The sequence below is a fragment of the Streptomyces sp. URMC 124 genome, from assembly GCF_051386455.1.
Lineage (GTDB): Bacteria > Actinomycetota > Actinomycetes > Streptomycetales > Streptomycetaceae > Streptomyces.
In genome coordinates, this window is record NZ_JBPQTS010000010.1 from 23,465 (window position 1) to 46,773 (window position 23,309).

Genomic DNA, 23,309 nt, shown 5'->3' on the forward strand with positions numbered 1-23,309 from the left:
CCGGCTCAGCGGGGGTTGGGCGTCAGTGAGTGCTGGGCGTCAGCGGGCGTTGCGCGCCAGGTCGAGGGCGTAGGTCTCCCACCACTGGCCCGCGTCGGGGCCGCCCTTGCACGTGCCGTCCGACTCGCCGGGCCGCTTGACCCACAGGTAGGCGTCCACCTTGGGGTCGCCGGTGTCCGTGGTGGGCGGGGCGCCCAGAGCGCGGCCGTGGGGGTTGCACCAGGCCTTCTCGTGGTCGGCGGCGCGCAGCGGGCCGTTGCCGTTGCGGCTGGTGTCGATGACGAAGTGCTTGCCGTCCAGCAGCTGCGAGAGGCGGTGGCCGTACTCCTTGTTGGCCTTGGTGGTCTGGAAGTTGGAGACGTTCAGCGCGAAGCCGTCGGCGCGCTCGATGCCGGCGCGGCGCAGCGGCTCCTCCATCCGGTCGGCCGGGGTGACCCAGCTGGGGTTGCCCGCGTCGAGGTAGACCTTGGTGTGCGGGAGCGCCTTGAGGCGGCCGACGGCCTCCTTGATCAGCGCGAAGCGCTCCTCGTGGTAATCGCGGGGGGTGCAGCCGTCCGAGATGTGCGGCAGGGCGTCGGGCTCCAGGATCACCGTCGCGCCGCGGTCGCCGATGCCCCGCACGGCGCCGTCCAGCCAGCCCCGGTAGGAGTCGCCGTCGGAGGCGCCGCCCTGGGAGTACTGACCGCAGTCGCGGTGGGGGATGTTGTAGAGCACGAGGACGGCGATGCGGTCGGCCTTGGCGGCGGCTTCGGTGAAGCCCCGGGCCTGGCCCTCGGGGTCGTCCGGCCCGATCCACTCGGCGACGGGCTGGGCGGCGATCTTGGCGAGGAGCTCGGACTGGCCGCTCCGGCCGCCCTTGCGCAGCTCGGCGGCCCGCTTGGCCGCGGTGGACTCCGGGTTGACCCAGAAGGGGACCTGCGCCTTGGGGTGCTGGGCGGGGGCCTCGGGGGGCCTTGCCACCTCGGGTGGTGCGGCAGAGTCGTCGGAGCAGCCGGAGAGGAGCAGCAGCGCCCCCACGGCGGCCCCGGCGGTGGACAGCGCCGCGCGGGCGCGGCCGGAGAGACTGCCGAACATCCATTCCCCCTCGGGTGCATTCCTGCAGGGGTGTCCCCACGCCCCCACGGGACATGACCGGTCCCTGCAATGCTGGCACACGCCACCGCGCGACCGTGGGTGATCCTTCGATGATGGGTTGTCAGTTAGCCCGGTTGGAGCACCCATACGCTCAATTCCGTCCGGTTCCGGTCAGATACGCAGAGACAACGACATTGGCGCTGTACGAGCGGCGGGCGCGGTCGTAGTCACCGCCGCAGGTGATCAGGCGCAGTTCGGCGCGCTTGGCGTCGCGCGGGCCGTAGGCCTTGGCGGCGTCGAAGCGGTCCTTGGTGAAGACGGAGACGTCCTCGACGGTGAACTCGGCGGTGGTGCCGTCCGCGCGGCGGACGGTGAGGGTCTCGCCGGGCCGGAGGCTGCCGAGGTCGTAGAAGACGGCGGGCGCGTTGTCGGTGTCGACGTGGCCGACGAGCACGGCGGCGCCGGGCGCGCCGGGCGGCGGACCGCCGCGGCGACGTCTCCCGCGGTGGGGGTGACGGACGATCCCGGCCCGTCGGTGATCTCACGCCCCCACAGCCACAGGGCGAGCAGCAGTACGGCCCACACCGCCCCGGTCAGGAGCCGGCCGCGGCCGCGGGTGCGCGATTCGGACATGGCCTGGTGTCGCCTTCCCTCACTGCTGCCGGGACGGCTCGGTGCGGCGGCGGTGCCAGATCAGGCCCGTGGCGATCAGCGCGGTGATGCCCGCGAGGACGAGGCCGGGGGTGCCCGGGGCGCCCTCCGCCGCCGTGCCGCCCCCGCCCGCGGGAACGGGCGCGACGGGCGCCGGCTGCTCCGGCGGCTTGGCCTGCTGCTGCGGGTGGACGGACGGCCGCTCCGGCACCGCGCGCTCGGGGGAGGGCTGCGGCGCCCGGGCCTGGTCGCGGGCCTGGGAGGACAGCGGCAGCTGGTCGTGGTCCCGCGACGACGGCAGGGGCTTGCCGTGCGGGACGACCGTCAGCTTGCCCTCGGCCACGGCGTCGTAGCCGTCGCAGTTGACCCGGACGGGGTAGACGCCCGGGTTCACGGCCGAGCGGACCGTGGCCTCGGCGAAGAGCCCGGCCGAGTCCTTGGCGAGCTTGGCGTCGGTCACGAAGGCCTCGGAGGCGGCGGTCGCCCTGTCCCCCTCGCAGCCGGCGACGCGCAGCTGCACCTGGCCCCCCGGGTGGCTGCTGACGGGCGTGAGTTCGATGGTCCCGGACATGGTGGCGGGCTCGTCGTAGGCGTGCGCGGCGGGCGCGCAGACGGCGACGGCCGCGAAAGCGCCGCACAGGGCAAGGCGGACAGAGTCCATGGTGAACCTCCTGGTGTTCAGAGGTTCACCCGCGCCTCCCCGCGGGCGCATCCGCTCCGTGGGCGAGTTGCTCCGTTCGGTGCCGGACGGGGCCCGTTCAGATGAGGGCGGCGGCGCCCGTCCGGAGCCGACCGGGCGTCAGACGAGGTCGGCCAGGTCGGCGATGGAGTCGACGACCCGGGAGGGCCGGAAGGGGTAGCGGTCGACCTCCTCGGGCCGGGTCAGCCCGGTCAGCACGAGGTACGTGCGCATCCCCGCCTCCAGGCCGGCCAGGATGTCGGTGTCCATCCGGTCGCCGATCATGGCGCTGCCCTCGGAGTGCGCGCCGATGGCGTTGAGCCCGGCCCGCATCATCAGGGGGTTGGGCTTGCCGACGAAGTACGGCTCGCGGCCGGTCGCCTTGGTGATCAGCGCGGCCACCGAGCCGGTGGCGGGCAGGGCGCCCTCCGCGGAGGGGCCCGTCTCGTCGGGGTTGGTCGCGATGAAGCGCGCGCCCGCGTTGATCAGGCGGATGGCCTTGGTGAGCGCCTCGAAGGAGTACGTCCGGGTCTCTCCCAGGACGACGTAGTCGGGCTCGGCATCGGTGAGGACGTAGCCGATGTCGTGCAGGGCGGTGGTCAGGCCCGCCTCGCCGATGACGTAGGCCGTGCCGCCCGGCCGCTGGTCGTCCAGGAACTGGGCGGTGGCCAGCGCGGACGTCCAGATGTTCTCCACCGGCACGTCCAGCCCGATGCGGGCGAGGCGGGCGTGCAGGTCGCGGGGGGTGTAGATGGAGTTGTTGGTCAGGACGAGGAAGGGCTTGCCGGACTCTCTGAGCTTCTTGACGAAGGCGTCGGCCCCGGGAACGGGGATGCCCTCGTGGACGAGCACGCCGTCCATGTCGGTCAGCCAGGACTCGATCGGCTTGCGCTCTGCCATGCGGTACTCCTGCCGTACGCGCCCGCTCGCGGGCCCGGGGACGCCGGGTCGCACCTCTTCGTGCCACCCCCTGCCTGCCCTCCAGCGTAAACAGGTCCCGCGGGGCTCAGGGACCGCCTCCTCAGCGCCCCGAGCGGCGCGCGCCGACCACGAGGGAGGCCCCGGCGAGCAGCAGGGCGCCGGCCGCCGCGGCGATGGCGAGCAGGGGCCGCTGGGAGCCGGTGTCGGCGAGCAGGGGCTGCTCGCCGTCGTCGGCGCCCCGCTTCCCGGCGGGGGCGCCGCGGGCGGGGGCCTTGCCGATGCCGAAGGTGTAGTCGTTGGACTCCCCCACCCAGTCGCCGTCGTCGCCGCGCCGCTGCACAGCGGTGACGTTGGCCGTCACGGGCCCTTCGGGGGCGCCGGCGGCGAAGCCCAGGCGCACGCGCACGGGCACGCTGCCGTGCGCGGGGACGGAGAAGCCGGAGTCCTTGCCGCCGTCGAAGACGCCGACGTTCTCGGCCTCGTCGGTCCGCTCGAACCGCACGGGGCGCCAGCGCGCCGCCCCCGGGTCGTAGAAGTCGAGCCGGATGTCGCCGGGCGCGAGCGCGCGGCCGCGGTCGGCGAGGACCGCGACGGGGTGCACCGCCCGGCACTCGGCCCCGGAGTCGTTGCGCAGTTCCAGCCGCCAGGAACGGGGCGGGGCGCCGCGCTCGTACGCCTCCGGGCCGCCGCTCAGCCGTGCGGTGATGGGGAAGTCCGGGGTGCCGGGCGAGGCGCAGTGGGAGCGGGCCGCGGTCTCGCCCGCCGGGGAGGCGGGGGCGGGGGCCGCCGTCGAGAAGATCGCGAGCGCGGTGGCGCCGAGGACGAGCACACGGGGCTTGGGCATCGCGGGACCTTTGCGGTGTTGGTCGTGGGCCCGGCCGACGGGGTCGTGTCGTGGGGCCCGGTCGACGGGTGTCGTGGGGTCCTGTTGCTGCCCCGAACCTCCCACCGCCCGGCCACCACCCCCGGCCCGGCGCGGCCACGTACCCCCGACCAGCCGTCACATACCGCCCGATGAGCCTATTTTCGTGTCATCCGAGTGGCGCCGGTGTGCCGGGCCGTGCCACCCGGGCGCGGCGCGGTCAGGATCGGGACATGGCCACTGCTGACAAATGCTTCCTCCAGGGCGGGCCGGAAGGCATCCCGGAGCACATCGTCCCGGCCTCGGCGCCGGGCGAGGAAGTGAAGGTGCCCTTCCGGGGCGGTTACGAACATTTCCGCGCCACTTCGCGGCAGTGGGACACGGCCGAGGGCCGGCTGCCGGTCTACGAGTGGGTGGCCCGCACGGAGGTGGCGGAGTAACGGTGACGGAGGAGCGAGGCGGCCGCGGGGCGCCGGGCCCACGGAGCGGCGACGACGCCGAGACGTACCGCAGGAACCCCCTCAAGAGCCTGGCCGGCCTGCCCCTGGTCGGCGATCTGCTGGAACCCTTCCTCGGGCACTACCCCGGCAAGGACCTGCCCGCGGTCTTCTCGGCGCCGCACTTCCGGGGCCGGTGGCAGGAGTTCCTCCCGGGCGCCTACGAGCACGCCGGGCCCGTCGGTTCCGTCCTGGTGCCGCAGCGGCGCGGCAGGCCGGGCGAGGGGCCGCGGCCGCGGTGGGTGGTCACCCTGTACAGCGGCCCCGGTCAGACGGGCACGAGCACGAGGATCGCGGAGGGCGACGACGCGTCGGAGCTGGAGGAGGCGCGGGGCGCGGAAGTCGCCTCGCTCAAGGTCGAGAGGTTCCTCGGACCGGAGAGTGGGTCGTAAGCCCGCCGCGGCCGAACAGCGACGCCAGGACGAGCTCCGCGGCGCCCTCCACGACGGTGCGCTCGCCGGCCGGGGCGACGGCCACCGGCGGCGTGCCGCCGAGCACGCCGCGCACCCCGTCCGCGTAAGCGCCGGAGGCGGACAGCAGCGCCCCGCCCCCGAGCAGCACGAGGTCGATGTCGAGCAGCCGTACGAGGTTGGCGGCGCCGATGCCGAGCAGCCGGGCCGCCTCCGCGGTGTCACCCCGGGCGATGGCGTCCAGGCACAGCACCTCGATGCAGCCGCGGTTGCCGCAGCGGCACGGCGGCCCGTCCACCTGGAGCACCTGGTGACCGAACTCGCCCGCGCCCGTCCGCGCTCCCCGGTGCACCTCGCCGCCCAGCACGAGGCCGGCGCCCAGGCCGGTGCCGAGGTGCAGGTAGGCGAAGGAGCCGGCCGGCCCGACGCAGCCGCGGAGCACGAGGCCCAGGGCTGCGGCGTTGGTGTCCTTGTCGACCACGACGGGCAGCCCGAGCCGCGCGGAGAGCGCGTCCCGCAGCGGGAACCCGTCCCACTGGGGGAAGCCGGTGACCCGCTGCAGGACGCCGGCGCGGTGGTCGAGGGGCCCGGGGAGCGCGACGCCTGCGCCGAGGACCCCGCGGAGGGGATCGCCGGCCTCCGCCCGTACGGACGCGATCTCCGCGGTGATCGCGTCCAGGACCGCCTCCGCGCCCGCCCCGAGGTCGAGCGGGGACGTACGGCTCGCGGCCTCGGCCCCGGTCAGGTCGACGAGGGTGACCGTCAGGGCGTCGCGCTCCACGTGCACGCCGATCGCGTGCGCCGCCTCCGGGAGCAGGCGCAGGGCCGTGGCCGGCTTGCCGCCCGTGGACGCCCGGCGGCCCGCCTCGGCGGCCAGGCCCCCGTCCCGCAACCGCCCGGTGATCTTGCTGACCGCCTGCGGGGTGAGCCCCGTGCGCGCCGCCAGCTCGGCGCGGCTCGCACCCCCGGGACCGGCGTCGCGCAGCAGGGCGAGGACGAGGGCGGCGTTGTGGTCACGGAGGGCGGCGAGGTTCGCGCCGGGGGCGGGCGTGCGGTTCACGGGTCCATTGTCGCCGCCGCTTGCGGTTTCGCAACAGCGTTGCCAAAGTGGAGGGCATGGATGACGGCATGGATGACGCGGACGGCAGGAACGGCATGAGCGACGACAGCGGAATCCCGGCCCCGGCCTCGCCCGACGGCTTCCGGGTGGGCCTGATCGGCTACGGCCTCGCGGGCTCCGTCTTCCACGCGCCGCTGATCGCCGCCACGGACGACCTGACCCTCGACACGGTCGTCACCGGCAACCCCGACCGGCAGCGTCAGGCCGCCGCCGAGCACCCCGGCGTGCGGACGGTCTCCGGCAGCGAGGAGCTCTTCGAGCGCGCCGGCGAGCTCGATCTCGTCGTCATCGCCTCCCCCAACCGCACCCACGTGCCGCTCGCCCACGCCGCCCTCGAAGCGGGCCTCGCGGTCGTGGTCGACAAGCCGCTCGCCGCGACCGCAGCCGAGGCGGAAGCGCTCGCGGAGGCCGCCGAGGAGCGCGGCCTGCTGCTGAGCGCCTTCCAGAACCGCCGCTGGGACAACGACTTCCGCACCGTGCAGCGGCTCCTGGCCGACGGCTCCCTCGGCAGCGTCCTGCGCTTCGAGTCCCGCTTCGAGCGCTGGCGGCCGCAGCCGAAGGGCGGCTGGCGCGAGTCCGGCGACCCCGCGGAGATCGGCGGCCTCCTCTACGACCTGGGCAGCCACGTCGTGGACCAGGCCCTCACCCTCTTCGGCCCCGCCGTCTCCGTCTACGCGGAGGTCGACGTCCGCCGCGCGGGCGCCGAGGCCGACGACGACACGTTCATCGCCGTCACGCACGCGGGGGGCACCCGCTCCCACCTGTGGGTCAGCGCCACCGCGGCCCAGCTCGGCCCGCGCTTCCGGGTGCTGGGCAGCGCGGCGGGCTACGTGAAGTACGGCCTCGACCCCCAGGAGGCCGCCCTCCGCGAGGGCCTGCGCCCCGGCGCCGGCCGCACCGGCTGGGGCGTCGAGCCCGAGTCCCTCTGGGGCCGCCTCGGCGCGGGCGAATCCCCGCAGACGGGCGGCGGCGACCCCGTCCCCACCCTGCCGGGCGACTACCCCGCCTACTACGCGGCGATCGAAGCCGCCCTGCGCACGGGCGGCGAACCCCCGGTGACGGCGCGGGAGGCGGCGGCGACGCTGCGGGTCCTGGAGGCGGCGCGGGTGTCGGCGGACGAGGGGCGCACGGTGCGGATCGGGGAAGACCGGGAGGACCGGTGGTGAGCGCGTGGCAACGACCTGCCGGCGGCTCTCCGTGAGGTTCTTCGCGCGGACGACCGCCGGCAGGACCGCCACGGCGGTGCGGGCCCCGGCCGCGATCACATGCTCCCGGCCCTGGCGCCGCCGCACGCCGCGCTGCCCGGGCGTTCAGGTCCGCGGAGTGCTGCCGGTGTCGATGAGGATCTGTTCGGCCTGGGTGACGTTGTCGGCCCGTACGGCTCTGGCCATTGCGGCCCGTGCCGCGTCGGGTGCCGCGTCGGGCGGGACCACGAGCAGGGCGAAGTGATCGTTGTCGCCCCGGGTGATGAGGACCGTGTCGTCACCGACGGGGAAGGAGTCGATGCGCACAACCCGGTCGTCGACGGTCAGCCGCGCCGGGAGCTCCTCCCAGGCACTCCCGTCGAGCCCCACGCGCATGATGGGCCCGAGGTGCTCGGTCAGGGCGGTGATCAGACCGGGAAGCTCGGCATGGATGTCGCGGGAGCGCGGCCACCACGCGCCGTCCAGGACTCCCCCGCGCTCTTGTGTCGTCTCCAGCCGCAGGAGCGCCGTCCCGGGTCTCACGGCGTGGTGAATCGCATCCGGCAGAAGCCCGGGAAGGCGTGGGGTGTCGGAATCGGCCATGGTGTACTCGCCTGTCTCCGAGAGTTCCGCGCATGCGCCCGTCGTCCGGAATATGCCGACGGCACCGGGCGAAGCGCTTGCAGTAACCCCACCGTACTCCGCAGACCGGCGGCGGTGTCGCCCACCGGCCGTCGCACGCCCGCGTTCCCGCAAGATTGCGTGGTCGCGCGAGGCCTGGGGACCCGCCTGCCGGAGTAGGGTGAAGAAACCGGGAACACTTCGCACACCGGCCTCCATGCGGGTGTCGTTTCCGGCGAGTTGCAATGCCGGGCCGCCGAGGCGAGCCCGGGGGCAGGGTTCGCATCATGGCTGTGACCATCGACCGTACGGCCACCACTGAGCATGCTCCTTCGCCGCCCGCTCGCCTGTCCCTGACGCCGGGGAAGGCGCGGGGGCGTCTGGACGGCGCGTGGTGGCCTCGCTCGCGTGACCTCTCCCGCGAGCTCCCCGCACTGGCGGAGAGGCTGGACCACTCCTGGGGGCGGGTTACCCGCGTCACGGTGAATCCGGCCTTCTGGCCCGTGATCCCGCGCAAGGTTCCCGTCACCGGGCACACGGTGCACGTGGGGTGGTTCGCGAAGGAGCAGGACCCGCACAAGCTCCTCGTGTTCTCCTCCACCGCGGACCGCCTGGACCTGCTGATCATCCCGCCGGAGACCGACCCGGCCGCGGCCGCCAGGCTGGTGTCCGCCGCGACCACCCCCGGAAGCCTCCTCACCGCGAGCAGGCTGATGGAGGACGAGCGAGCGGCCGACGACGCGACGGAGTCACGGGACCGCGAACACCGCCGGATCTTCTCCGGACGGGGGCGGTGAACATGACGTCCGCACACACCGCGCCCACCCCCGCACCAGCGGATCCGGTGCCCCCGGCGGGGTGCGCCGACATTCGCGTCGTCGCCGCGTCCCCCGAGACCGCCCGCCGCGTCGCGGAAGTCCTCCGGCACTGCTTCGACTCCACCGAGCAGCGCAGCTATCCGGCCGGCCGCGAAGGCGGTACCCGGCTCCACCTCACCGTGGACACCACGCATCCCGCCGAACCGGCGCGATCCTGGCTGGCGACCAGCCGGGCTTCGGCTGCCGACCCTCGTCCCGGAGGGCGAAGCTCACGAAAGGACCGTACGGTTGGCCCATGAGCGTCTTCATCAAGCTGGTGGAGAACCGGCCGCCACAGGAGTACGCGAACGAGCGTAGGGCGGATATCTCGTACGACGACACCGTCGAGGACAAGGCCGAGATCACTTACCAATACGACGTCCTCCCCAGCGGGGTCCTGAGAATCCTCCGGGTCACGAGAGGAGAGGAAGCCGTCATCCATGCGGCCTACGCCCCGGGCCTGTGGTTCCGCGTCGAGGGCCTCTGCCGCGGCACTACGGAATAGCGGCCCGGACAGGGCCCGAACAGAGATGCACTGTCGAGCTGCACCGGCTGTCGAGAGCTGCACCGGACAGCGGTCACCGTCCCGGGCATGCCGCTCGTGAAGCTCGCCGTCTACTCCGTCGGTCCGCCCCCTGCGGGACGGCGGCATACGAGGAGCGGCCCGGCCGGGCGCAGGGCCTGATCCCGTGAAACGGTAAAACCCCTTCGACAGCGCCCTTTTGCGCGGGGCAGGATCGCCCATATGCCTCCTGTACCTCCTGCTGAGACCCCCGCCCCCTCCCCCGCCCTCACCGCCGAGGAACGTGCCGAGCGGGCGCTCGGGCTGGCCGTCCGGGCGGGCCGCGGCCTCGGGCTGGAGCCGGGTGAGCCGCGCGTGCTGCACCACGTGTTCAACGTGCTGGTCCATCTGGCGCCGCACCCCGTCGTCGTCCGCGTCCCGTCCCCGGGCATCGCGCCCGTCGGGGAGCAGGCCGCCCAGCAGCGGCGCGAACTCGCCGTGGCGGGCTGGCTGGCGGACCGGGGCGCGCCCGTCGTCGGGCCGAGCCCGCTCGTCCCCCGCGAGCCCGTGGAGATCGACGGCCAGTCGCTGACGTTCTGGGAGTTCGTCACCGAGACGGACCCGCTGTCCGCCGTGACCGACCCGGCCGTCCTGGAGCATCGCTTCGTCGAGCAGACGGGCTGGGCGGCGGAGCTGCACGCGCTCCTCGCCGAATACCCCGGCGGCGACGAGCTGCCCGTCCTCGCGCCCGTCGTGCCCGCCGTCGGCCGGACCCTGGCCGCGCTCGCCGAGAACCCGCACCCGCTGCTCACCCCCGCCGAACTCGACCGGGCCCGCGCGGAGTACGCCGTCCTGGAAACCCTCGTCCAGGATCTGCCCGCCCACTTCCCCGGCGCCCGCCTGCAGACCCTCCACGGCGACTCCCCCGCGTACAACCTCCTGCGCACCGCCGGCGGCCACCTCTTCAGCGACTTCGAGGACACCACCCGCGGCCCCGTCGAGTGGGACCTCACCCTCGTCGGCCCGCGCGGCATCGAGGCGTACGAGCGCGCGAGCGGCACGCGCGTCGACCGCGCCCTGCTGGACGTCATGGAAGGCGCACGGTTCCTGCAGATCGTCGGCGCGCTGGCCTTCGCGTCCCTCAAGCCGGACCTGGCCACGATGCTGGAACCGGCCGTCGGCCAGTGGCGCGCCCGCGCACCGCTGAGCCTGCCGGCGACGGACGCCTAGGACGCCGCGTACGGCCGGTCGCGGCCCGGCCGGCTACTGCATCAGCTCCATGTGCGGATGCTCCGGCGACACCGGGCATACGTAGAGCTGCTGCTTGTGGCAGTCGGCGATCTGGATCCCGGTCGGCTGCAGCGCGTCGCGGCGGCGGTCACCGCTGGAAGCGGCGGCGTCCCGGACTTCGTACGGGATCCATTTGTCGTCGTCCCCGTTCCATTCCACCGTGGCGATGGTCAGCAGCGGATCCATCTCGGTGCCGCAGGCCCGGCAGAGCCGGGGCATGGGGTCGGTGTAGCCCCACTGGGCCCAGCCGCCGGCCTTCCAGCCGGGGGCGACGGACAGCGCGCCGTGGTAGAAGGACTCGGGGTAGGGAGCGTAGGAGCTGTCCACGCCGTCGGCTCCCTGCCACCTGCTCCAGTCCCCCAGCTGCTCGCGCAGTTCCTTGCTCAACTCCAAGGAGTTGGGGTATTCGGTGACCTCCTCCGGCGCGAGCACGCACGGCACGGGCACGTACTCCTCGAACTCCACCAAGGGCGGTTCCGGAGGCGAGACGAGGATGTCGGTGACGTCGGCCGCGGACCGCCAGAACACCGCGGTCCTGGGCATGTAGACGTCCTCGGTGTGGTCGAGGGGGCACCACAGCACCTGGAGCAGATCGGCTTCGGACCCCCCGGGCGGGCGCAGCGCGGGGATGTCCCGCACGTACAGCTGGGCCACGGGCAGCATGGCGACCGGGCCGTCGGCCCACTCGTCGTCGACGTCGGTCTGCTGCACCCGCTCGAGGACCTCCCTCTCCTCCGGCGTGTACGAGCCGGCGTACGGATCCTCGGGGTTCATCGCCTTGCGCGCCCGGACGCGCCGCTCCAGCCGCACCACCTCCAGCGAGTAGGCCCCGCTCGTGTGCGGCCCCTCGCAGTGCGGCCACGGCTCGCCGGCCGGCCACAGCAACGGCCCGCCGACCGAACTGTCGTGCAGCGTCGGCTCCCCGGGCCGGGGGTGCAACCGGGTGGCCGTGCGTGCCAGCGGCGCCAGTTGGGGAAAGACCGCGGCGACGTCGACCGGCCGCGGCGGGGTGGTACGGGTGCTGTTCATAGCGGCGATGCTGCCAGCAGGCTCTGACAACGGCCGTACCGGTGCGGGCCGGACCGCCCGGGAGCCCCCGGGCGGTCCGGATCGGTTATCTGAACGCGTTCCTGCCGCAGAAGCCGTGTGCGGTCCCGAGGATCGCCGAAGCCTGCGGCCCGGAGATCTCCAGTTCCTCCTTGGTCTTCTTGACCTGGTCGACGAAGTCCTGCCCGCGGGCCTTGCAGCCCGCGTTACCGTGGGTGACGAGCACGTCGTCCTCGATGTGACTCAGGTCAGGGTGTTGCTTGCGGATCGTCTCCACGTAGAGCTTGGCCGACGGGCCGTCCAGACCGCGCTTTTCCTCCGAGGCGGATGTGGATGTGGATGCGGATGTCGCCGGGGTGCCCGAGTCACTGTCACCGGACGGGCCGCACGCCGAGATACCGAGAGCGGCGACCGTAAGACAGAGAGCGAGCAGGGGCAGACGCTTGTGCATGAATCTCCTGAAACAAAGTTGAACAGAGAGATTCTGCCCCACATTTGATCTTGGTTTTCCCACACCCGCTCCGGCCGGCCGGCGGCCGACGGCAGGCGCGTCAGTCCGCCGCCGCCGTTCCGAACCACGTCTCCGCAAGCTCCGTCAGGGTTCCTTCGGCGGGGGCGCCCAGCTCGCGCATGTACCAGGGGAGGTTGCTGTACACGTGCAGCAGCGTGTACGCCATCAGCACGGACGGTTCGAAGGTACGGCCGTACGACCTCGCGAGCCGCGCCATCAGCCGCGGGTCACCCCGGGTGACGAACAGGCCGACGGCCACGAAGTCGTACGCGCGGTCGCCGAGCATCGCCGGTTCGAAGTCGAAGAGACCGCTCAGGCGCCACCCGGCCCCGTCCGGGGCGACGAGGAGGTGTTCCCGCATCACCTCGGTGTGCAGCAACGATCCCCGCGGGGCACGCGGCAAAGCAACCGACGCGAGGAAGTCCGGGATCTGCTCCAGCCAGGCCTCCGGCAGTCCGCGCGTCCGCTGCCGTTCCACGGCACCGGCCGTCTGCCGGTCCAGGAAGGCGCCCCAGTCCCCGGGGCCGAGGACGTCCCGAAGCGGCTCAGGATCGAGAGCGTGCAGCTCGGCGAGCGCCTCGCCCGTCTCGGCGACGAGCCGTTCCCGGTCGGCCTGCGGTACGCGGTCCCAGGCACGGGCCAGGTTCTCGCCCGGCAACCGGGACATCAGGACGTACTGCCAGCCGTTCTCGTACGGCCCGAAGTCCCGCACCTGCGGCGTCGGCACCGGCAGCCGGCCCCGGAGGTACGAGAGGACCCGGCCCTCGACCACACCGTCCCGGGCCGCCGCCCCGGGGAACAGCTTGAGCACGTGCTCGTCCCCCACCGCGTAGACCGGCTGCGAACCCTCCGCAAAGCGGGTCAGCGGCGCGCCCGCCAGCCCGAGGCGGGCGCACAGATCCTGCGCCCCGGGGCGCATCACCGTCTCGTCGGGGACGACCGCGTCCCACTCCTCATCCGTTTGCACCGCAGGCAGCATGCCGGGACGGTAGGCCTCCGGCCGCGGGCGGGCAACGGAGTTTCTCCCGTCGCCCGCGTCCGGTTCAGGCCGCGACCGCGGGCAGGTGCCACCACTGCCTCCGCGGCGGCGTGTTCGCGATCCGCGTCGCCGCGGCGATGTCCGCCCGGCGGGCGTCCCTCGGCTTCGGGGTGAGCGCGCTCGCCAGCCCCGGCGGCCGCACCGCGCCGTACTCCGTGAAGCGGGTCACCCCGCACGTCCTGCAGCGCGACTCGCCGGGGGCGGGGTGGTCCCAGCCCTCGCTGTGGTGACAGCGGATCCTCATGCGCGCGCCCCTTCCGGCATATGCGACCTCCAGTGCCGCCGTACTGCGACCAGGGCGTCCCCCGCCTTGAACGGGTCCCCCTCGATCGTCGCCGCCCACCACGCCGCCTTTAGCGCCGGGCATTCCGGGCAGTCGGCGATCGTCGTACGCGCGGGCGGCGTCGAACTCCTGCGCACCTCGGCGCGCTCCATACTCGTCGCCAACCGCAGCGCCGCGAACGGTACTTCCCATTCCGTACCCCCTCCGGGTGCACGTACGTGAACTCGCCCACCCGTACCACCGATGACTTGTACGATCCGGCCATCCCGGGTGTCCACCACGAACGCCCCGTTCCTGTACGTCATCCTTCAACGCTCCTTTCCGCGTTCGGACGCCACCCTCACAATGCCCCTATTTCCAGGGCGATTTCAATCTACAAATGGCAGAGCTGCAAGCCGCAGACCTGCAAATTGCGGGTTAGGAGACGAGATTGGGACAGCAAGCACAGCGCACGGCCAGGCGGCGCAAGCTAGGAACAGCGCCCAAGGAGGCCCGGGAGGCGGCAGGAGTCACGGCCACGCGCGCCGGGGAGGAGATCCTGGGAGACATCACCAGAATCAGTCGCCTTGAGACCGGGCAACGCCGAATTGCGCCGCTCGAACTGGAAAAGCTGCTGAATCTCTATACCGTGGAGAGCACGAAAGAACGGGAGTGGTTCTTCGCCCTGGCCTCCGAGGGACGCAAGAGGAACTGGTGGCGCCAGTACAGCGAGATGCTGCCCAGCGGATTCAAGGAAACCCTGTCCGTCGAGGCCGATGCCGCGAAGATTTCCGTCTGCCAGACGCAGGTTGTTCCTGGGCTCCTACAGACCCGGGACTACGCCAGGGTGGTCATGAGCGGATCTCCCGAGCCACTGACCGACGAGGAACTCGCGTTCTACATCGACTTCCGGATGAAGCGTCAGCAGCTCCTCGAACGCAAGGCTCCTCCACAGTATGTGTGCATCATGACGGAAGGCGTAATCCGGCAGCGCCTAGGCGGCCCGAGCGTGATGGCCGGGCAACTCCGACGCCTCCTGGCCGCGAGCGCATTACCGCAGGTGACGATCCAGATCGTCCCCTTCGCGGAGCACACGTTCACGTGTACCGCAGGGTCGTTCAACCTGTACACATATCCAGACCCTATGGACTTCGAGGTCGTCCAGGTCTCAACCCTCGACGCGGAGCTGTTCCTGGAGGAGGATGACCGTGTCGCAACGTATCGCACGGCGTTTGCCAACCTCCGGAACGCAGCGTTGTCAGCACAGGAATCCATGCAACTGATCGCAACAATCGCCAATGAGCTGGAACAGGAGTGAGGCACCGGTGATACGCCACAACCTTCCCCCGCAAGGGTGGCGGAAATCCTCCTACAGCGACCAGAACAACCCCAACTGCATCGAGATGCAGCCGACCCCCGACGAATTGGTCGCCATAGGCGACAGCAAAGACCGCCCCCGCGGGGCGTTCACCCTGTCACCGCACGCGTGGGTGACCTTCGTGCACTCCATACGCCGCGGTCGCGGCGAGGGCACTTTTCAACCGGTCCGCTGACGGGGCCGGTGGCAGACCAGGCCGCAGAGGCCCAGGCCCGCGCCCACGGCGACCATCCCCGCGCCCAGCGGGAGCGTGTCGAGGCCCGCAGGGCGGCCGTCGCCGGCCAGGGCGCGGCCGTCGGGCGCGACGTGGCGCGCCGGGGGCGCGGGCGGCGGCGGCGGTGTCACCCCCGGCGCCGGGAAGGTGAACGCGGCGCACACCAGCACCGCGCCCGCCACCACGGCGAGCGCAGCGACCACCGCAGGCTTTGTTCTCCGCGTTCTGCGCATATCGGAAAATATGCCGCACGTTAGGGGCAAAACCGCGCCGTACACGCCGATGCCACCCGGCACGGGACTACGCGTCCTTGAGCTCCTGCCGCTGCCGCCCCAGCCCCGCGCCCTCCAGCTCCACCACGTCCCCCGCCCGAAGGTACGGCTTGGGGTCCGGGCGGCTCACGGCGACGCCCGCGGGGGTGCCGGTCAGGATGACGTCGCCCGGGTAGAGGGTCATGAAGCGGCTGACGTACCGGATGACCTCGCCCACCGGGAAGATCTGGTCGGCGGTCGAGTCGTCCTGTTTGAGATCGCCGTTGACCCACAGGCGCAGGCGGACGGCTTGCGGGTCGGGGAGGTCGTCGGGGGTGACGAGCCAGGGGCCCAGCGGGGTGAACGTTTCGAAGTTCTTGCCCTTGACCCACGCGCCGCCGCGGTCGAACTGGAACTCGCGTTCGGAGACGTCGTGCGCGAGGAGGTACCCGCCGACGGCCGCCAGGGCTTCCTCGTCGGTCTCCAGGCGGCGCACGCGGCGGCGGATGACGGCGGCGAGTTCTACTTCCCAGTCGGTCTTCTCGCTGCCGGGCGGGAGGAGGACCGGGTCGTCGGGGCCGGTGACGGTGTCCGCGGCCTTGAGGAAGAGGACGGGTTCGGCGGGGACGACCGAGCGGGTCTCGGCGGCGAGGCGGCGGTAGTTCAGGCCCACGCCGACGATCTTGCCGATGCGGGCGAGCGGCGGGCCGCAGCGCAGGCCGTCGGGGTCGAGGGCGGGGAGGATGCGGGCGCCGACCGCGGCCCGGATGCGCGACAGCGCGGGCGCGTCGGCGAGCAGCGCGCCGTCGACGTCGGGCACCAGCGCCGACAGGTCGCGAAGGGTGCCGTCCTCATCCAGCAGCGCCGGGCGTTCCGCCCCCGCGGGCCCCACACGCAGCAGTTTCATCGCTTGATCGTCCAAGAGCGGAGGGGTTCTCCGCAAGGGCCCTTTCGGACTGCGAACAGTGAAGTGCGGGCCGCGCCCCCCCTGCGGCCGGCGGCCGGGCGGGGAGCGGCCCGCGCCGCATCAGGTGCGGTAGGCGTAGTAGATCGCCCCGGGGTAGGACGCGATGATGCTCGCGACCGACTTCCGGTAGGTGTTCGTCGAGTGGTACGTCAGGTACGGGACGCCCATCCGGCTGCGGTAGGTGGTCATCATGGAGTGGTCCTTGGACCCGTCACCATCGAAGTCCATCTGCAGGATGTCGCCGACGTCCATCTGGTAGACGTTCGGCAGGTTGGTCGCCCGCTTGGTGGACAGCGTGTGCCACGCCCACTCGTTGGCGCCGACCCAGGAGTCGGACTGGCTCGACTTGTTGTACCACCACTTGCGGTAGTCGGAGGTGTCCGACCCCGGCATGTCCTTCCAGCCGCCGGCCTTGAGGGCCTGGCTGATGAAGTTGGTGCAGTCGCCGCCGACGCTGTTGTAGCTGCGGTAGGCGGGGTTGTAGCTGCGCCAGTACTTCTCGGCGTAGGCGGCCATGGCCTTGTAGTCGAGGCCGCCCTTGGTGGTCAGCGTCTTCGGCTTGGCGTTCCGGCTGCCGGGGTACCGGGTCGAGGCCGGGCTGCCGTTGAGGTCGATGCTGCCGGTCGCGGCCACCGCCGTGCGGGGCTCGTTGATGGCGCCGGGGCCGTCGTCCTGCGGGCGGATGCCCGTCAGCTCCCACTTGCCGTTCGCCCCGAGGGAGAAGTTCAGCTCGTGGTGGGCGGTGAAGCCGGTGGTCGAGGGCTCGTCACCGCGGATCTTCTTGTACGTGAGCACCGTGGTCTCGGTGACCCGGACCGTGGCGCGGTTGCCCTTGACGGTCGTCTTGTCGACCGAGGTCTTGGTCTCGGCGCCGGTGTAGGCCTCGCCGAGGGCGGCGAGCCAGGTCTTCCGCATCTTCAGCGAGGAGAGCCCGGTGTCCTCGGCCTTCGAAAGGCCGGAGGAGAGACGGACCTTGCCGTCGAGCTTGGTCGCCTTGCGGTCGGCGGAGCGGGAGTCCAGGAGGACCGAGGTGCGGTCGTTCAGGACGGCGTCGGCTATTCGGCCGAAGGCCTCGACGGTCGCACTGTCCGCCGGGCGGGAGTCCGGCTTGCCGGCCGCGAACGCGGCCGACGTGGGCAGGAGAGCGGCCGTGGCGGCCACCGTCACAGCCGCCCCAACAGCGGCTCTGAATCTCGTTATGTGCACGATGTTTCCCCTTGTCGCCCGGTCCGATCGGACCGGGGACGGAATCTTCGCACAAACCTCGGATTACCGGTGGTACAGGGGATCATTCCATGGATCAGCGGCATCTTCCGAACACGTACGGTCATAAATGGTCCAGACCGGCGAGTCGGGCTCGCCGGTCCGGATACATTTCGTCAGGCCGCGTTCCCCATTCGCTTTTGCTTACGGCAAGTACCGTAGCGAGCCAAGCAATCGACGCATTCGCCCCTTATGCCGGAACCGACCCCTCCGGCCGCGCCGGCCGTGACGCCTCGGGCCCCGGATCGCTCGCCAGCACCTCCGCGTCCGGACGGTCGTCGACCGGCCGCGGCCCGAACCGGGAAACGGCCAGCGCCACCACCGAGTTCACGCCCAGCGCGAGCGCTCCGGCGTTCACGCCCCACAACGGGTCGTGCTCGGTGAAGACGAGGGCGCACACGAGCGTCCCGCCCGCCACGAGTCCGCTCACCGCGCCCCACAGCGTCAGCCGCCGCCACACCAGCCCCACCAGGATCATCGGAACCAGCTGCGCCATCCCCTCGTACGAGATGAGGGAGAGCCGCACGAGCGTATTGGGCGTCAGATACGTCAGAACGAGCGCCAGCGCCCCCGACACCACCACGACCACCTGGGCCGCGGCCCGCTGCCGCCGCGGCCGCCCGGCCAGCGCCGGCACCGTCCCCAGCACGCTCTTCCCCCACATCGTGCCGATGACCAGCATGAAGACGGCCATGGGAACGATGGAGGAGAGGGCCGCGGCGACGCCGGTCACCCCGACCGCCCACGCCGGCAGCGAGTCGACCACGAGCTTGAACATGGCGAGGTTCGACCCCGCGCCCGTCAGCCCCGGCACGACGAAGAGCGCCGCCATCCCCAGCAGCATCGGCACGAACAGCAGCACGTTGTAGAACGGCAGCAGCATCGCGTTGCGACGCAGCGCGTCGGCGCTCCGCGCGCCGAGGTAGCCCGCGACGGTGGTCGGGAAGATGACGACCGTCAGCGAGTTGAGGAAGCTCGTGGTCGCGAACCAGGTCGCGTCCAGGCCGCTGCCGCCGTGCCCGGTCAGCGTCAGCCAGTCGGGCTTCTCCGCGACGAGCCGGTCCAGGAAGGGCCCGTAGCCGTCGAAGTAGTGGTTCGGGACGTACAGCGCGAGGAAACCGAGCGTGGCGATGACCAGCACGTCCTTGAGCACCGACACCCAGGCGCTCCCCCGCAGCCCGCTGACGACCACAAACCCGGTCGTCACGGCGAAGGCGATGAAGTACGCCCAGTTCAGGCTGATGGCGCCGTAGGAGATGGTGGAGACGACCACACCCATCCCCGTGATCTGCAGCTGGATGTACGGCAGCAGGCACACGGTCGCCAGGACCGCGACGACCGTGCCGAGCCAGGGCCGCCCGTAGCGGTGGGCGACCATGTCGGTGATGGTGACGAGGCCGTGCCGGCGGGCGTACGACCAGAGCGTCGGGCCGACCACGTAACCCACGGCGTACCCGCAGGACATGTAGGCGATGACGTAGAGGACGGGCGCCCCGTGGTTGTACCCCCACCCGGCGGCGCCGAGATAGCTGAAACTCGTGTAGCCCTCACCGGCCATCAGCACCCAGATGAAGACCGTGCCCAGACTGCGCCCGCCGACGGACCACTCGGCGAGCCCGCTGGTCCGGCCGTGCCCGCGCACGGCGAGGAGGCCGAGGGCCACGGTGAACACCATGAAGACGCCGAAGACGGTCGTCGCGACCGCCGCGTCGCCGCTCACACGCGCCCTCGCTTGCGGTCGCCCCGCCAGGCGAGGAAAACGGCGACGGGGGTCAGCAGGGTGGCGGCAAGCAGCCAGAAGAAGAGAAAGGGAAGGCCCATGACGGTCGGCCGCACCCGATCGACGAGCGGCAACGTACCGAGGAAGAGGACATAGGGGGCGAGCAACCACAGCAAGGTGGGACGTTTCAACACGGGGTGACCCTAACCGGGCCGGGAAAGGTCCGGCGCGAGGCGCCGGGCCTAGCCTCCCAGCCCCCGCGTCACCCCGTAGATGCACAGGCCCGCCAGTGCCCCCACCACCGTGCCGTTGATCCGGATGAACTGCAGGTCACGCCCGATGTGGGCCTCGATCTTCCGCGACGTGTGCTCCGCGTCCCACCCCGCCACCGTGTCCGTGATCAGCGCCGTGATCTCGTCGCGGTACGTCGTCACGACGTACACCGCCGCGTCCTCCAGCCACCCGTCGACCTTCTCCCGCAGCCGGTCGTCCCCCGCCATCCGCGTCCCCAGCGACAGGATCCCCGCACGCACCCGCATCCGCAGCTCGCTGCGCTCGTCCTCCGCCGCCGCGACGATCATGGCGCGGACGGACGCCCACACCGACGCGATGACGTCCTGCACTTCCTCCCGCCCCAGCAGGTCGGACTTCAGCCGCTCGACCCGCGCCCGCGTGTCCGTGTCGGACTGCAGGTCGCGCGCGAAGTCCGCGAGGAAGCGGTCGACGGCGCCCCGCGCCGGATGTTCGGGCATGTCCCGCATCTCGGCGGCGAACCGCAAGAGCTCCTTGTACACGCGCTCGCCGACCTTGCGGTCGACGAACCGCGGCGTCCACCCGGGCGCGCCCCCGGTGACGGCCCCCATCACGGAGTCGCCGTGGGTGACGAGCCAGTCGTGCGCGCGGACGCACACGAGGTCCACGACGCGCCGGTGCCCGCCGTCCGCGACGACCTTCTGCAGCATCGCGCCGATGCCGGGTGCGATCTCGGCGGCGTCGGCGCGGCGGGTGATGGCCTCGCCGACGACGGCCTGCACGTCGGAGTCGCGCAGCACGGTGAGCGCACCGCGCACGGCGGTGGCCAGTTCGGCGGTGACGCGGTCGGCGTGCTCGGGGCGGGAGAGCCAGGCGCCGAGGCGGGTGGCGATGCCGACGGCCCGCAGCCGGACCCGCACGACCTCGCCGGAGAGGAAGTTCTCGCCGACGAAGTCGCCGAGGCTCTGTCCGAGCTGGTCCTTCTTGGTGGGGATGATCGCGGTGTGCGGGATGGGCAGGCCCATGGGGCGCCGGAAGAGCGCGGTCACGGCGAACCAGTCGGCGAGGGCGCCGACCATGCCGGCCTCGGCGGCGGCGGCCACGTAGCCGGCCCAGGCCCCCGCGCCCGCCGACTGGGACCACTTCGCCAGCCCGTACACCAGTGCGACCGCGAGCAGGAGCCCCGTCGCGAGGGCCTTCATCCGGCGCACTCCGCGCCTTTTTTCCTCGTCGGCCGCGCTGTAGGTGAGACTGCCCAGCGGAGCGGGCATCACCCGTTCAGCGGTACCACGTGCGGCACCGCTCTCCTCGCCCGGCGAGCCACCCGGCACCCCACTCGGCGACCCTTTCACCCACACCACCCGTTCCAGCCGTTCCAGCCGACTTCCTGTGCATTGTCCTTACCCGGCCTACTCCTGGAACGGACCGGGAGTTCCCCGCGTCTGACAAGTCGCATGTGACACGTTGCGTGATCCCTCCGGCCGACGGGCGACCCCCGAGGCCACCGTGGGATCATGGAACGGCGATCGGACCGCGAGGGCGCTGTTGCTGATCAGTCGCTGTTCTCGTCCCCGGTTCCGCTTCCGCACCCGGAGCTGCCGCTCCGCCTCTTCCAGGAGACACCCGCAATGAACAGGCCACCCCTGCCCCGCGGCACGGCCTACGCCGTCCTCGCCGCGCTGGCGGCCGTGGTGATCATCGTCTCGACCGCGATATTCCTCGGGGTCGGCGGTCATGACGGACAGGCTGTCACCAGCCGGCACGAGAACCACGGCTCCGCCGCGCCCGCCGCCTCCGGGGAGTGGGTGGGCTCCTGGGCCACCTCGCCGGCCGCCGCCGAACCGAACACCGCCAAGGGCTTCGCGGGCATGTCGATCCGCAACGTGGTCCACACCAGCATCGGCGGCACCGGCGCCCGCATCCAGCTCTCCAACCTCTACGGGACCCTGCCCCTGGCCGTCACCCACGCCTCGCTCGGCGTGGCCGCGGCCCCCGGCTCGCCCGCGGCCGCCCCGGGCAGCATGCAGCGCCTGACCTTCGGCGGGCAGCCCACGGCCACCGTCCCGGCCGGCGGCTCCCTGCTCAGCGACCCGGTCCGGATGGCTGTCCCGGCCGCGTCCGACCTGCTCGTCACGACGTACTCGCCGACCCCGTCGGGCCCGGTCACGTACCACCCGCACGCCCGGCAGATCTCCTTCATCGCCCGCGGCGACCACACCGAGGATCCCCTCGGCACTCCGTACACCACGAAGACGCCGTACTGGCGCTACCTGACGGCCGTGGACGTGTGGACCCAGGAGGCGCACGGCGCGGTCGTCGCCCTCGGCGACTCCATCACCGACGGCGTGACCTCCACCGTCGGCGCCAACCGCCGCTGGCCGGACTACCTGGCCGCCCGGCTGCGCACGGAGCCGGGCGCCCCGCGCTACGGCGTGCTCAACGAGGGCATCAGCGGCAACCGCATACTGCTGAGCAACTCGGCCTCGCCGATGCCGAACAACCCCAGCGGCCTCTCCCGCTTCGACCGCGACGTGCTGGGCCGTACGGGTGCGCGCGTCGTCGTCATGGCGCTCGGTATCAACGACATCCTGCGCAAGCCGCAGGTGGAGGACCCGCAGCAGATCGTCAACGGGCTGCGGGCGATGGTGCAGCGGGCGCACGCGCGCGGCCTGCGGGTGGTCGGCTCGACGCTGATGCCGTTCGGCGGGCACAAGGGCGCGGTGGACCGCCAGGAGATCACGCGCCAGGGCGTCAACCAGATCATCCGCGCGGGCGGCGTCTTCGACGCGGTCGTGGACTTCGACCGCACGCTGCGGGACCCGCAGAACCCGGAGCAGCTCCTCCCGGCGTACGACTCGGGGGACCACCTGCACCCGAGCGACGCGGGGTACGAGGCGATGGCGCGCACGATCGACCTGGAGACGCTCAAGGGGCAGGCCGCCGCCGCCCTGTGACCCAAGCGACCGGCGCCCTACTCGAGCGGCGGCCTGCGCCGCTCCTCGCGGTCCAGCCGCCGCCGCTCGCGCCGCTCCTCGCGGAGCCTGCGCCGCTCCTCGCGCGTGACCTTGCGGTCCACCCCGACCCCGCCCCAGAAGGCGAAGCCGGTGACGCGGACGCGCGGTGAGCCCGGGGTGCCCGGGCCCGAGGCCTTGTCGTCGAAGCCGCCCATGATGCCGATGCCGCCGACGTGCACGTCGAGGTCCGGCGGCACGACGACCTGCATGCCGCCCATGACGGCGATGCAGCGGATGACGATCTCGCGGTCCTCGAAGCGCGCCTCGCGCAGGTCGATCTCGCCGCCGCCCCAGAAGGTGAAGGCGGTGAAGCGGCGGGGCACGGTCCAGGCGCCCCGGCGCTGGAAGCCGCCCATGATGCCGATGGCCACGGTGCCGCCGGCGGGGCCGCCGATGCGCCCCGCCCAGTCCTGCGCCGCGGACGCGGGCGCCGCGCCCGCGGGCTTGGTGAGGGAGACGGCGGCGGCAGCGGGGGCCGGCAGGTCGCGGACGAGCGGCTCCAGATCGCCGTGGGTGCGCGCCTTGTAGGCCGCATCCAGCCGTTCCTCGAACTCCTCCATGGTCAGCCGGCCCTCGGCGACGGCCTCGCGCAGGGCCTCGGCGACGCGCTCCCGCTCCGCGTCGGAGGCCCTCATGTCAGGGAGTTCGCTCATCATACGAACAGCGTAGCGAGCGGAAGAATCGATTCGGGGCTGTGCGCGAGAGGTGCGCGAGAGGGGACAT

General features: G+C 72.3%; 27 protein-coding genes and 1 pseudogene. 10 read left to right on the forward strand and 18 right to left on the reverse strand.

The genetic code is table 11. The features are described 5' to 3' along the window. Positions 1 to 39 precede the first annotated feature (39 nt). The 5 genes and pseudogenes from ACSNOG_RS03675 to ACSNOG_RS03695 all read right to left on the reverse strand — a co-directional run bounded on the left by ACSNOG_RS03675 (position 40) and on the right by ACSNOG_RS03695 (position 4,169). Positions 40 to 1,074, reverse strand: coding sequence for a glycoside hydrolase family 6 protein (locus ACSNOG_RS03675; protein ID WP_436751050.1), 1,035 nt, complete (start codon positions 1,072 to 1,074; stop codon positions 40 to 42). Between the two features lie 151 nt (positions 1,075 to 1,225). Continuing rightward, positions 1,226 to 1,707 (reverse strand): annotated as a pseudogene (locus ACSNOG_RS03680) (sortase domain-containing protein). Positions 1,708 to 1,726: 19 nt separating this feature from the next. Continuing rightward, positions 1,727 to 2,386, reverse strand: a complete 660-nt coding sequence (locus ACSNOG_RS03685; RefSeq protein WP_436751051.1) for a hypothetical protein — start codon at positions 2,384 to 2,386, stop codon at positions 1,727 to 1,729. Between the two features lie 138 nt (positions 2,387 to 2,524). Next, on the reverse strand, positions 2,525 to 3,304 hold the full coding sequence (locus ACSNOG_RS03690; RefSeq protein ID WP_436751052.1) for an HAD-IIA family hydrolase: 780 nt from the start codon (positions 3,302 to 3,304) through the stop codon (positions 2,525 to 2,527). A gap of 121 nt (positions 3,305 to 3,425) precedes the next feature. Next, positions 3,426 to 4,169, reverse strand: coding sequence for a hypothetical protein (locus tag ACSNOG_RS03695; protein WP_436751053.1), 744 nt, complete (start codon positions 4,167 to 4,169; stop codon positions 3,426 to 3,428). A gap of 251 nt (positions 4,170 to 4,420) precedes the next feature. Here ACSNOG_RS03695 and ACSNOG_RS03700 point away from each other — a divergent pair, with 251 nt between their 5' ends. Beyond that, the gene (locus tag ACSNOG_RS03700) at positions 4,421 to 4,627 is read left to right on the forward strand and encodes a DUF5988 family protein (RefSeq protein ID WP_436751054.1); all 207 of its coding nucleotides are present in this window, start codon (positions 4,421 to 4,423) and stop codon (positions 4,625 to 4,627) included. A 2-nt stretch (positions 4,628 to 4,629) separates the two neighbouring features. Then, complete coding sequence (locus tag ACSNOG_RS03705) at positions 4,630 to 5,076, forward strand: hypothetical protein (protein WP_436751055.1); 447 nt, start codon at positions 4,630 to 4,632, stop codon at positions 5,074 to 5,076. Here the strand turns inward: ACSNOG_RS03705 and ACSNOG_RS03710 are convergent. After that, a complete protein-coding gene (locus ACSNOG_RS03710) occupies positions 5,036 to 6,154 on the reverse strand; it encodes an ROK family transcriptional regulator (RefSeq protein ID WP_436751056.1) in 1,119 nt (372 codons plus the stop codon). The genes ACSNOG_RS03705 and ACSNOG_RS03710 overlap by 41 nt on opposite strands. 95 nt (positions 6,155 to 6,249) lie before the next feature. On the opposite strand from ACSNOG_RS03710, the gene ACSNOG_RS03715 reads away from it, so the two are divergent. Beyond that, entirely contained in the window at positions 6,250 to 7,380 is a 1,131-nt protein-coding gene (locus ACSNOG_RS03715; RefSeq protein WP_436751103.1) for a Gfo/Idh/MocA family oxidoreductase, read from the forward strand. Positions 7,381 to 7,524: 144 nt separating this feature from the next. Here ACSNOG_RS03715 and ACSNOG_RS03720 read toward each other — a convergent pair whose 3' ends face one another. After that, the gene (locus tag ACSNOG_RS03720; protein WP_436751057.1) at positions 7,525 to 8,001 is read right to left on the reverse strand and encodes a DUF5994 family protein; all 477 of its coding nucleotides are present in this window, start codon (positions 7,999 to 8,001) and stop codon (positions 7,525 to 7,527) included. A 305-nt stretch (positions 8,002 to 8,306) separates the two neighbouring features. On the opposite strand from ACSNOG_RS03720, the gene ACSNOG_RS03725 reads away from it, so the two are divergent. The 4 genes from ACSNOG_RS03725 to ACSNOG_RS03740 all read left to right on the forward strand — a co-directional run bounded on the left by ACSNOG_RS03725 (position 8,307) and on the right by ACSNOG_RS03740 (position 10,608). Further along, positions 8,307 to 8,816 carry a DUF5994 family protein gene (locus ACSNOG_RS03725; RefSeq protein ID WP_436751058.1) on the forward strand — a complete coding sequence of 170 codons (510 nt, stop codon included), beginning with the start codon at positions 8,307 to 8,309 and terminating at the stop codon, positions 8,814 to 8,816. A gap of 2 nt (positions 8,817 to 8,818) precedes the next feature. Beyond that, positions 8,819 to 9,136, forward strand: coding sequence for a hypothetical protein (locus tag ACSNOG_RS03730; protein WP_436751059.1), 318 nt, complete (start codon positions 8,819 to 8,821; stop codon positions 9,134 to 9,136). Further along, positions 9,133 to 9,381, forward strand: a complete 249-nt coding sequence (locus ACSNOG_RS03735; RefSeq protein WP_436751060.1) for a hypothetical protein — start codon at positions 9,133 to 9,135, stop codon at positions 9,379 to 9,381. The genes ACSNOG_RS03730 and ACSNOG_RS03735 overlap by 4 nt, the downstream gene beginning before the upstream one ends. Positions 9,382 to 9,621: 240 nt before the next feature. Continuing rightward, on the forward strand, positions 9,622 to 10,608 hold the full coding sequence (locus ACSNOG_RS03740; RefSeq protein WP_436751061.1) for an aminoglycoside phosphotransferase family protein: 987 nt from the start codon (positions 9,622 to 9,624) through the stop codon (positions 10,606 to 10,608). Positions 10,609 to 10,641: 33 nt separating this feature from the next. On the opposite strand, the gene ACSNOG_RS03745 is transcribed toward ACSNOG_RS03740, so the two are convergent. From ACSNOG_RS03745 to ACSNOG_RS03760, 4 genes are all read right to left on the reverse strand, one after another. Further along, positions 10,642 to 11,697, reverse strand: a complete 1,056-nt coding sequence (locus ACSNOG_RS03745) for a hypothetical protein (RefSeq protein ID WP_436751062.1) — start codon at positions 11,695 to 11,697, stop codon at positions 10,642 to 10,644. Between the two features lie 85 nt (positions 11,698 to 11,782). Beyond that, a complete protein-coding gene (locus ACSNOG_RS03750) occupies positions 11,783 to 12,166 on the reverse strand; it encodes a hypothetical protein (RefSeq protein WP_436751063.1) in 384 nt (127 codons plus the stop codon). Positions 12,167 to 12,266: 100 nt separating this feature from the next. Continuing rightward, entirely contained in the window at positions 12,267 to 13,205 is a 939-nt protein-coding gene (locus tag ACSNOG_RS03755) for a phosphotransferase (RefSeq protein ID WP_436751064.1), read from the reverse strand. A gap of 64 nt (positions 13,206 to 13,269) precedes the next feature. After that, positions 13,270 to 13,509 (reverse strand): DUF6255 family natural product biosynthesis protein, encoded by a 240-nt coding sequence (locus ACSNOG_RS03760; protein ID WP_436751065.1) that lies wholly within the window; start codon positions 13,507 to 13,509, stop codon positions 13,270 to 13,272. A gap of 469 nt (positions 13,510 to 13,978) precedes the next feature. On the opposite strand from ACSNOG_RS03760, the gene ACSNOG_RS03765 reads away from it, so the two are divergent. Together ACSNOG_RS03765 and ACSNOG_RS03770 are read left to right on the forward strand one after the other, a co-directional pair. Next, positions 13,979 to 14,845 carry a helix-turn-helix domain-containing protein gene (locus tag ACSNOG_RS03765; RefSeq protein ID WP_436751066.1) on the forward strand — a complete coding sequence of 289 codons (867 nt, stop codon included), beginning with the start codon at positions 13,979 to 13,981 and terminating at the stop codon, positions 14,843 to 14,845. Next, positions 14,826 to 15,080, forward strand: a complete 255-nt coding sequence (locus ACSNOG_RS03770) for a DUF397 domain-containing protein (RefSeq protein WP_436751067.1) — start codon at positions 14,826 to 14,828, stop codon at positions 15,078 to 15,080. The genes ACSNOG_RS03765 and ACSNOG_RS03770 overlap by 20 nt, the downstream gene beginning before the upstream one ends. On the opposite strand, the gene ACSNOG_RS03775 is transcribed toward ACSNOG_RS03770, so the two are convergent. The 6 genes from ACSNOG_RS03775 to ACSNOG_RS03800 form a co-directional block, all read right to left on the reverse strand. Next, positions 15,065 to 15,322, reverse strand: coding sequence for a hypothetical protein (locus ACSNOG_RS03775; RefSeq protein ID WP_436751068.1), 258 nt, complete (start codon positions 15,320 to 15,322; stop codon positions 15,065 to 15,067). The two genes, ACSNOG_RS03770 and ACSNOG_RS03775, sit on opposite strands and share 16 nt — an antisense overlap. Before the next feature lie 97 nt (positions 15,323 to 15,419). Then, the gene (locus ACSNOG_RS03780) at positions 15,420 to 16,277 is read right to left on the reverse strand and encodes a fumarylacetoacetate hydrolase family protein (RefSeq protein ID WP_436751069.1); all 858 of its coding nucleotides are present in this window, start codon (positions 16,275 to 16,277) and stop codon (positions 15,420 to 15,422) included. Positions 16,278 to 16,397: 120 nt separating this feature from the next. Next, positions 16,398 to 17,504: an amidase domain-containing protein gene (locus ACSNOG_RS03785; protein ID WP_436751070.1), complete on the reverse strand. Its 1,107-nt coding sequence runs from the start codon at positions 17,502 to 17,504 to the stop codon at positions 16,398 to 16,400. A gap of 286 nt (positions 17,505 to 17,790) precedes the next feature. Beyond that, positions 17,791 to 19,275, reverse strand: a complete 1,485-nt coding sequence (locus tag ACSNOG_RS03790) for a sodium:solute symporter family protein (RefSeq protein ID WP_436751104.1) — start codon at positions 19,273 to 19,275, stop codon at positions 17,791 to 17,793. A 41-nt stretch (positions 19,276 to 19,316) separates the two neighbouring features. After that, positions 19,317 to 19,514 carry a DUF3311 domain-containing protein gene (locus ACSNOG_RS03795; protein WP_436751071.1) on the reverse strand — a complete coding sequence of 66 codons (198 nt, stop codon included), beginning with the start codon at positions 19,512 to 19,514 and terminating at the stop codon, positions 19,317 to 19,319. A 48-nt stretch (positions 19,515 to 19,562) separates the two neighbouring features. Next, positions 19,563 to 20,843 carry a DUF445 domain-containing protein gene (locus ACSNOG_RS03800; protein WP_436751072.1) on the reverse strand — a complete coding sequence of 427 codons (1,281 nt, stop codon included), beginning with the start codon at positions 20,841 to 20,843 and terminating at the stop codon, positions 19,563 to 19,565. Between the two features lie 357 nt (positions 20,844 to 21,200). Here ACSNOG_RS03800 and ACSNOG_RS03805 point away from each other — a divergent pair, with 357 nt between their 5' ends. Beyond that, positions 21,201 to 22,526: an SGNH/GDSL hydrolase family protein gene (locus ACSNOG_RS03805; protein ID WP_436751073.1), complete on the forward strand. Its 1,326-nt coding sequence runs from the start codon at positions 21,201 to 21,203 to the stop codon at positions 22,524 to 22,526. A gap of 17 nt (positions 22,527 to 22,543) precedes the next feature. Here the strand turns inward: ACSNOG_RS03805 and ACSNOG_RS03810 are convergent, their stop codons facing one another. After that, positions 22,544 to 23,242, reverse strand: a complete 699-nt coding sequence (locus ACSNOG_RS03810) for a DUF1707 SHOCT-like domain-containing protein (protein WP_436751074.1) — start codon at positions 23,240 to 23,242, stop codon at positions 22,544 to 22,546. Positions 23,243 to 23,309 lie beyond the last annotated feature (67 nt).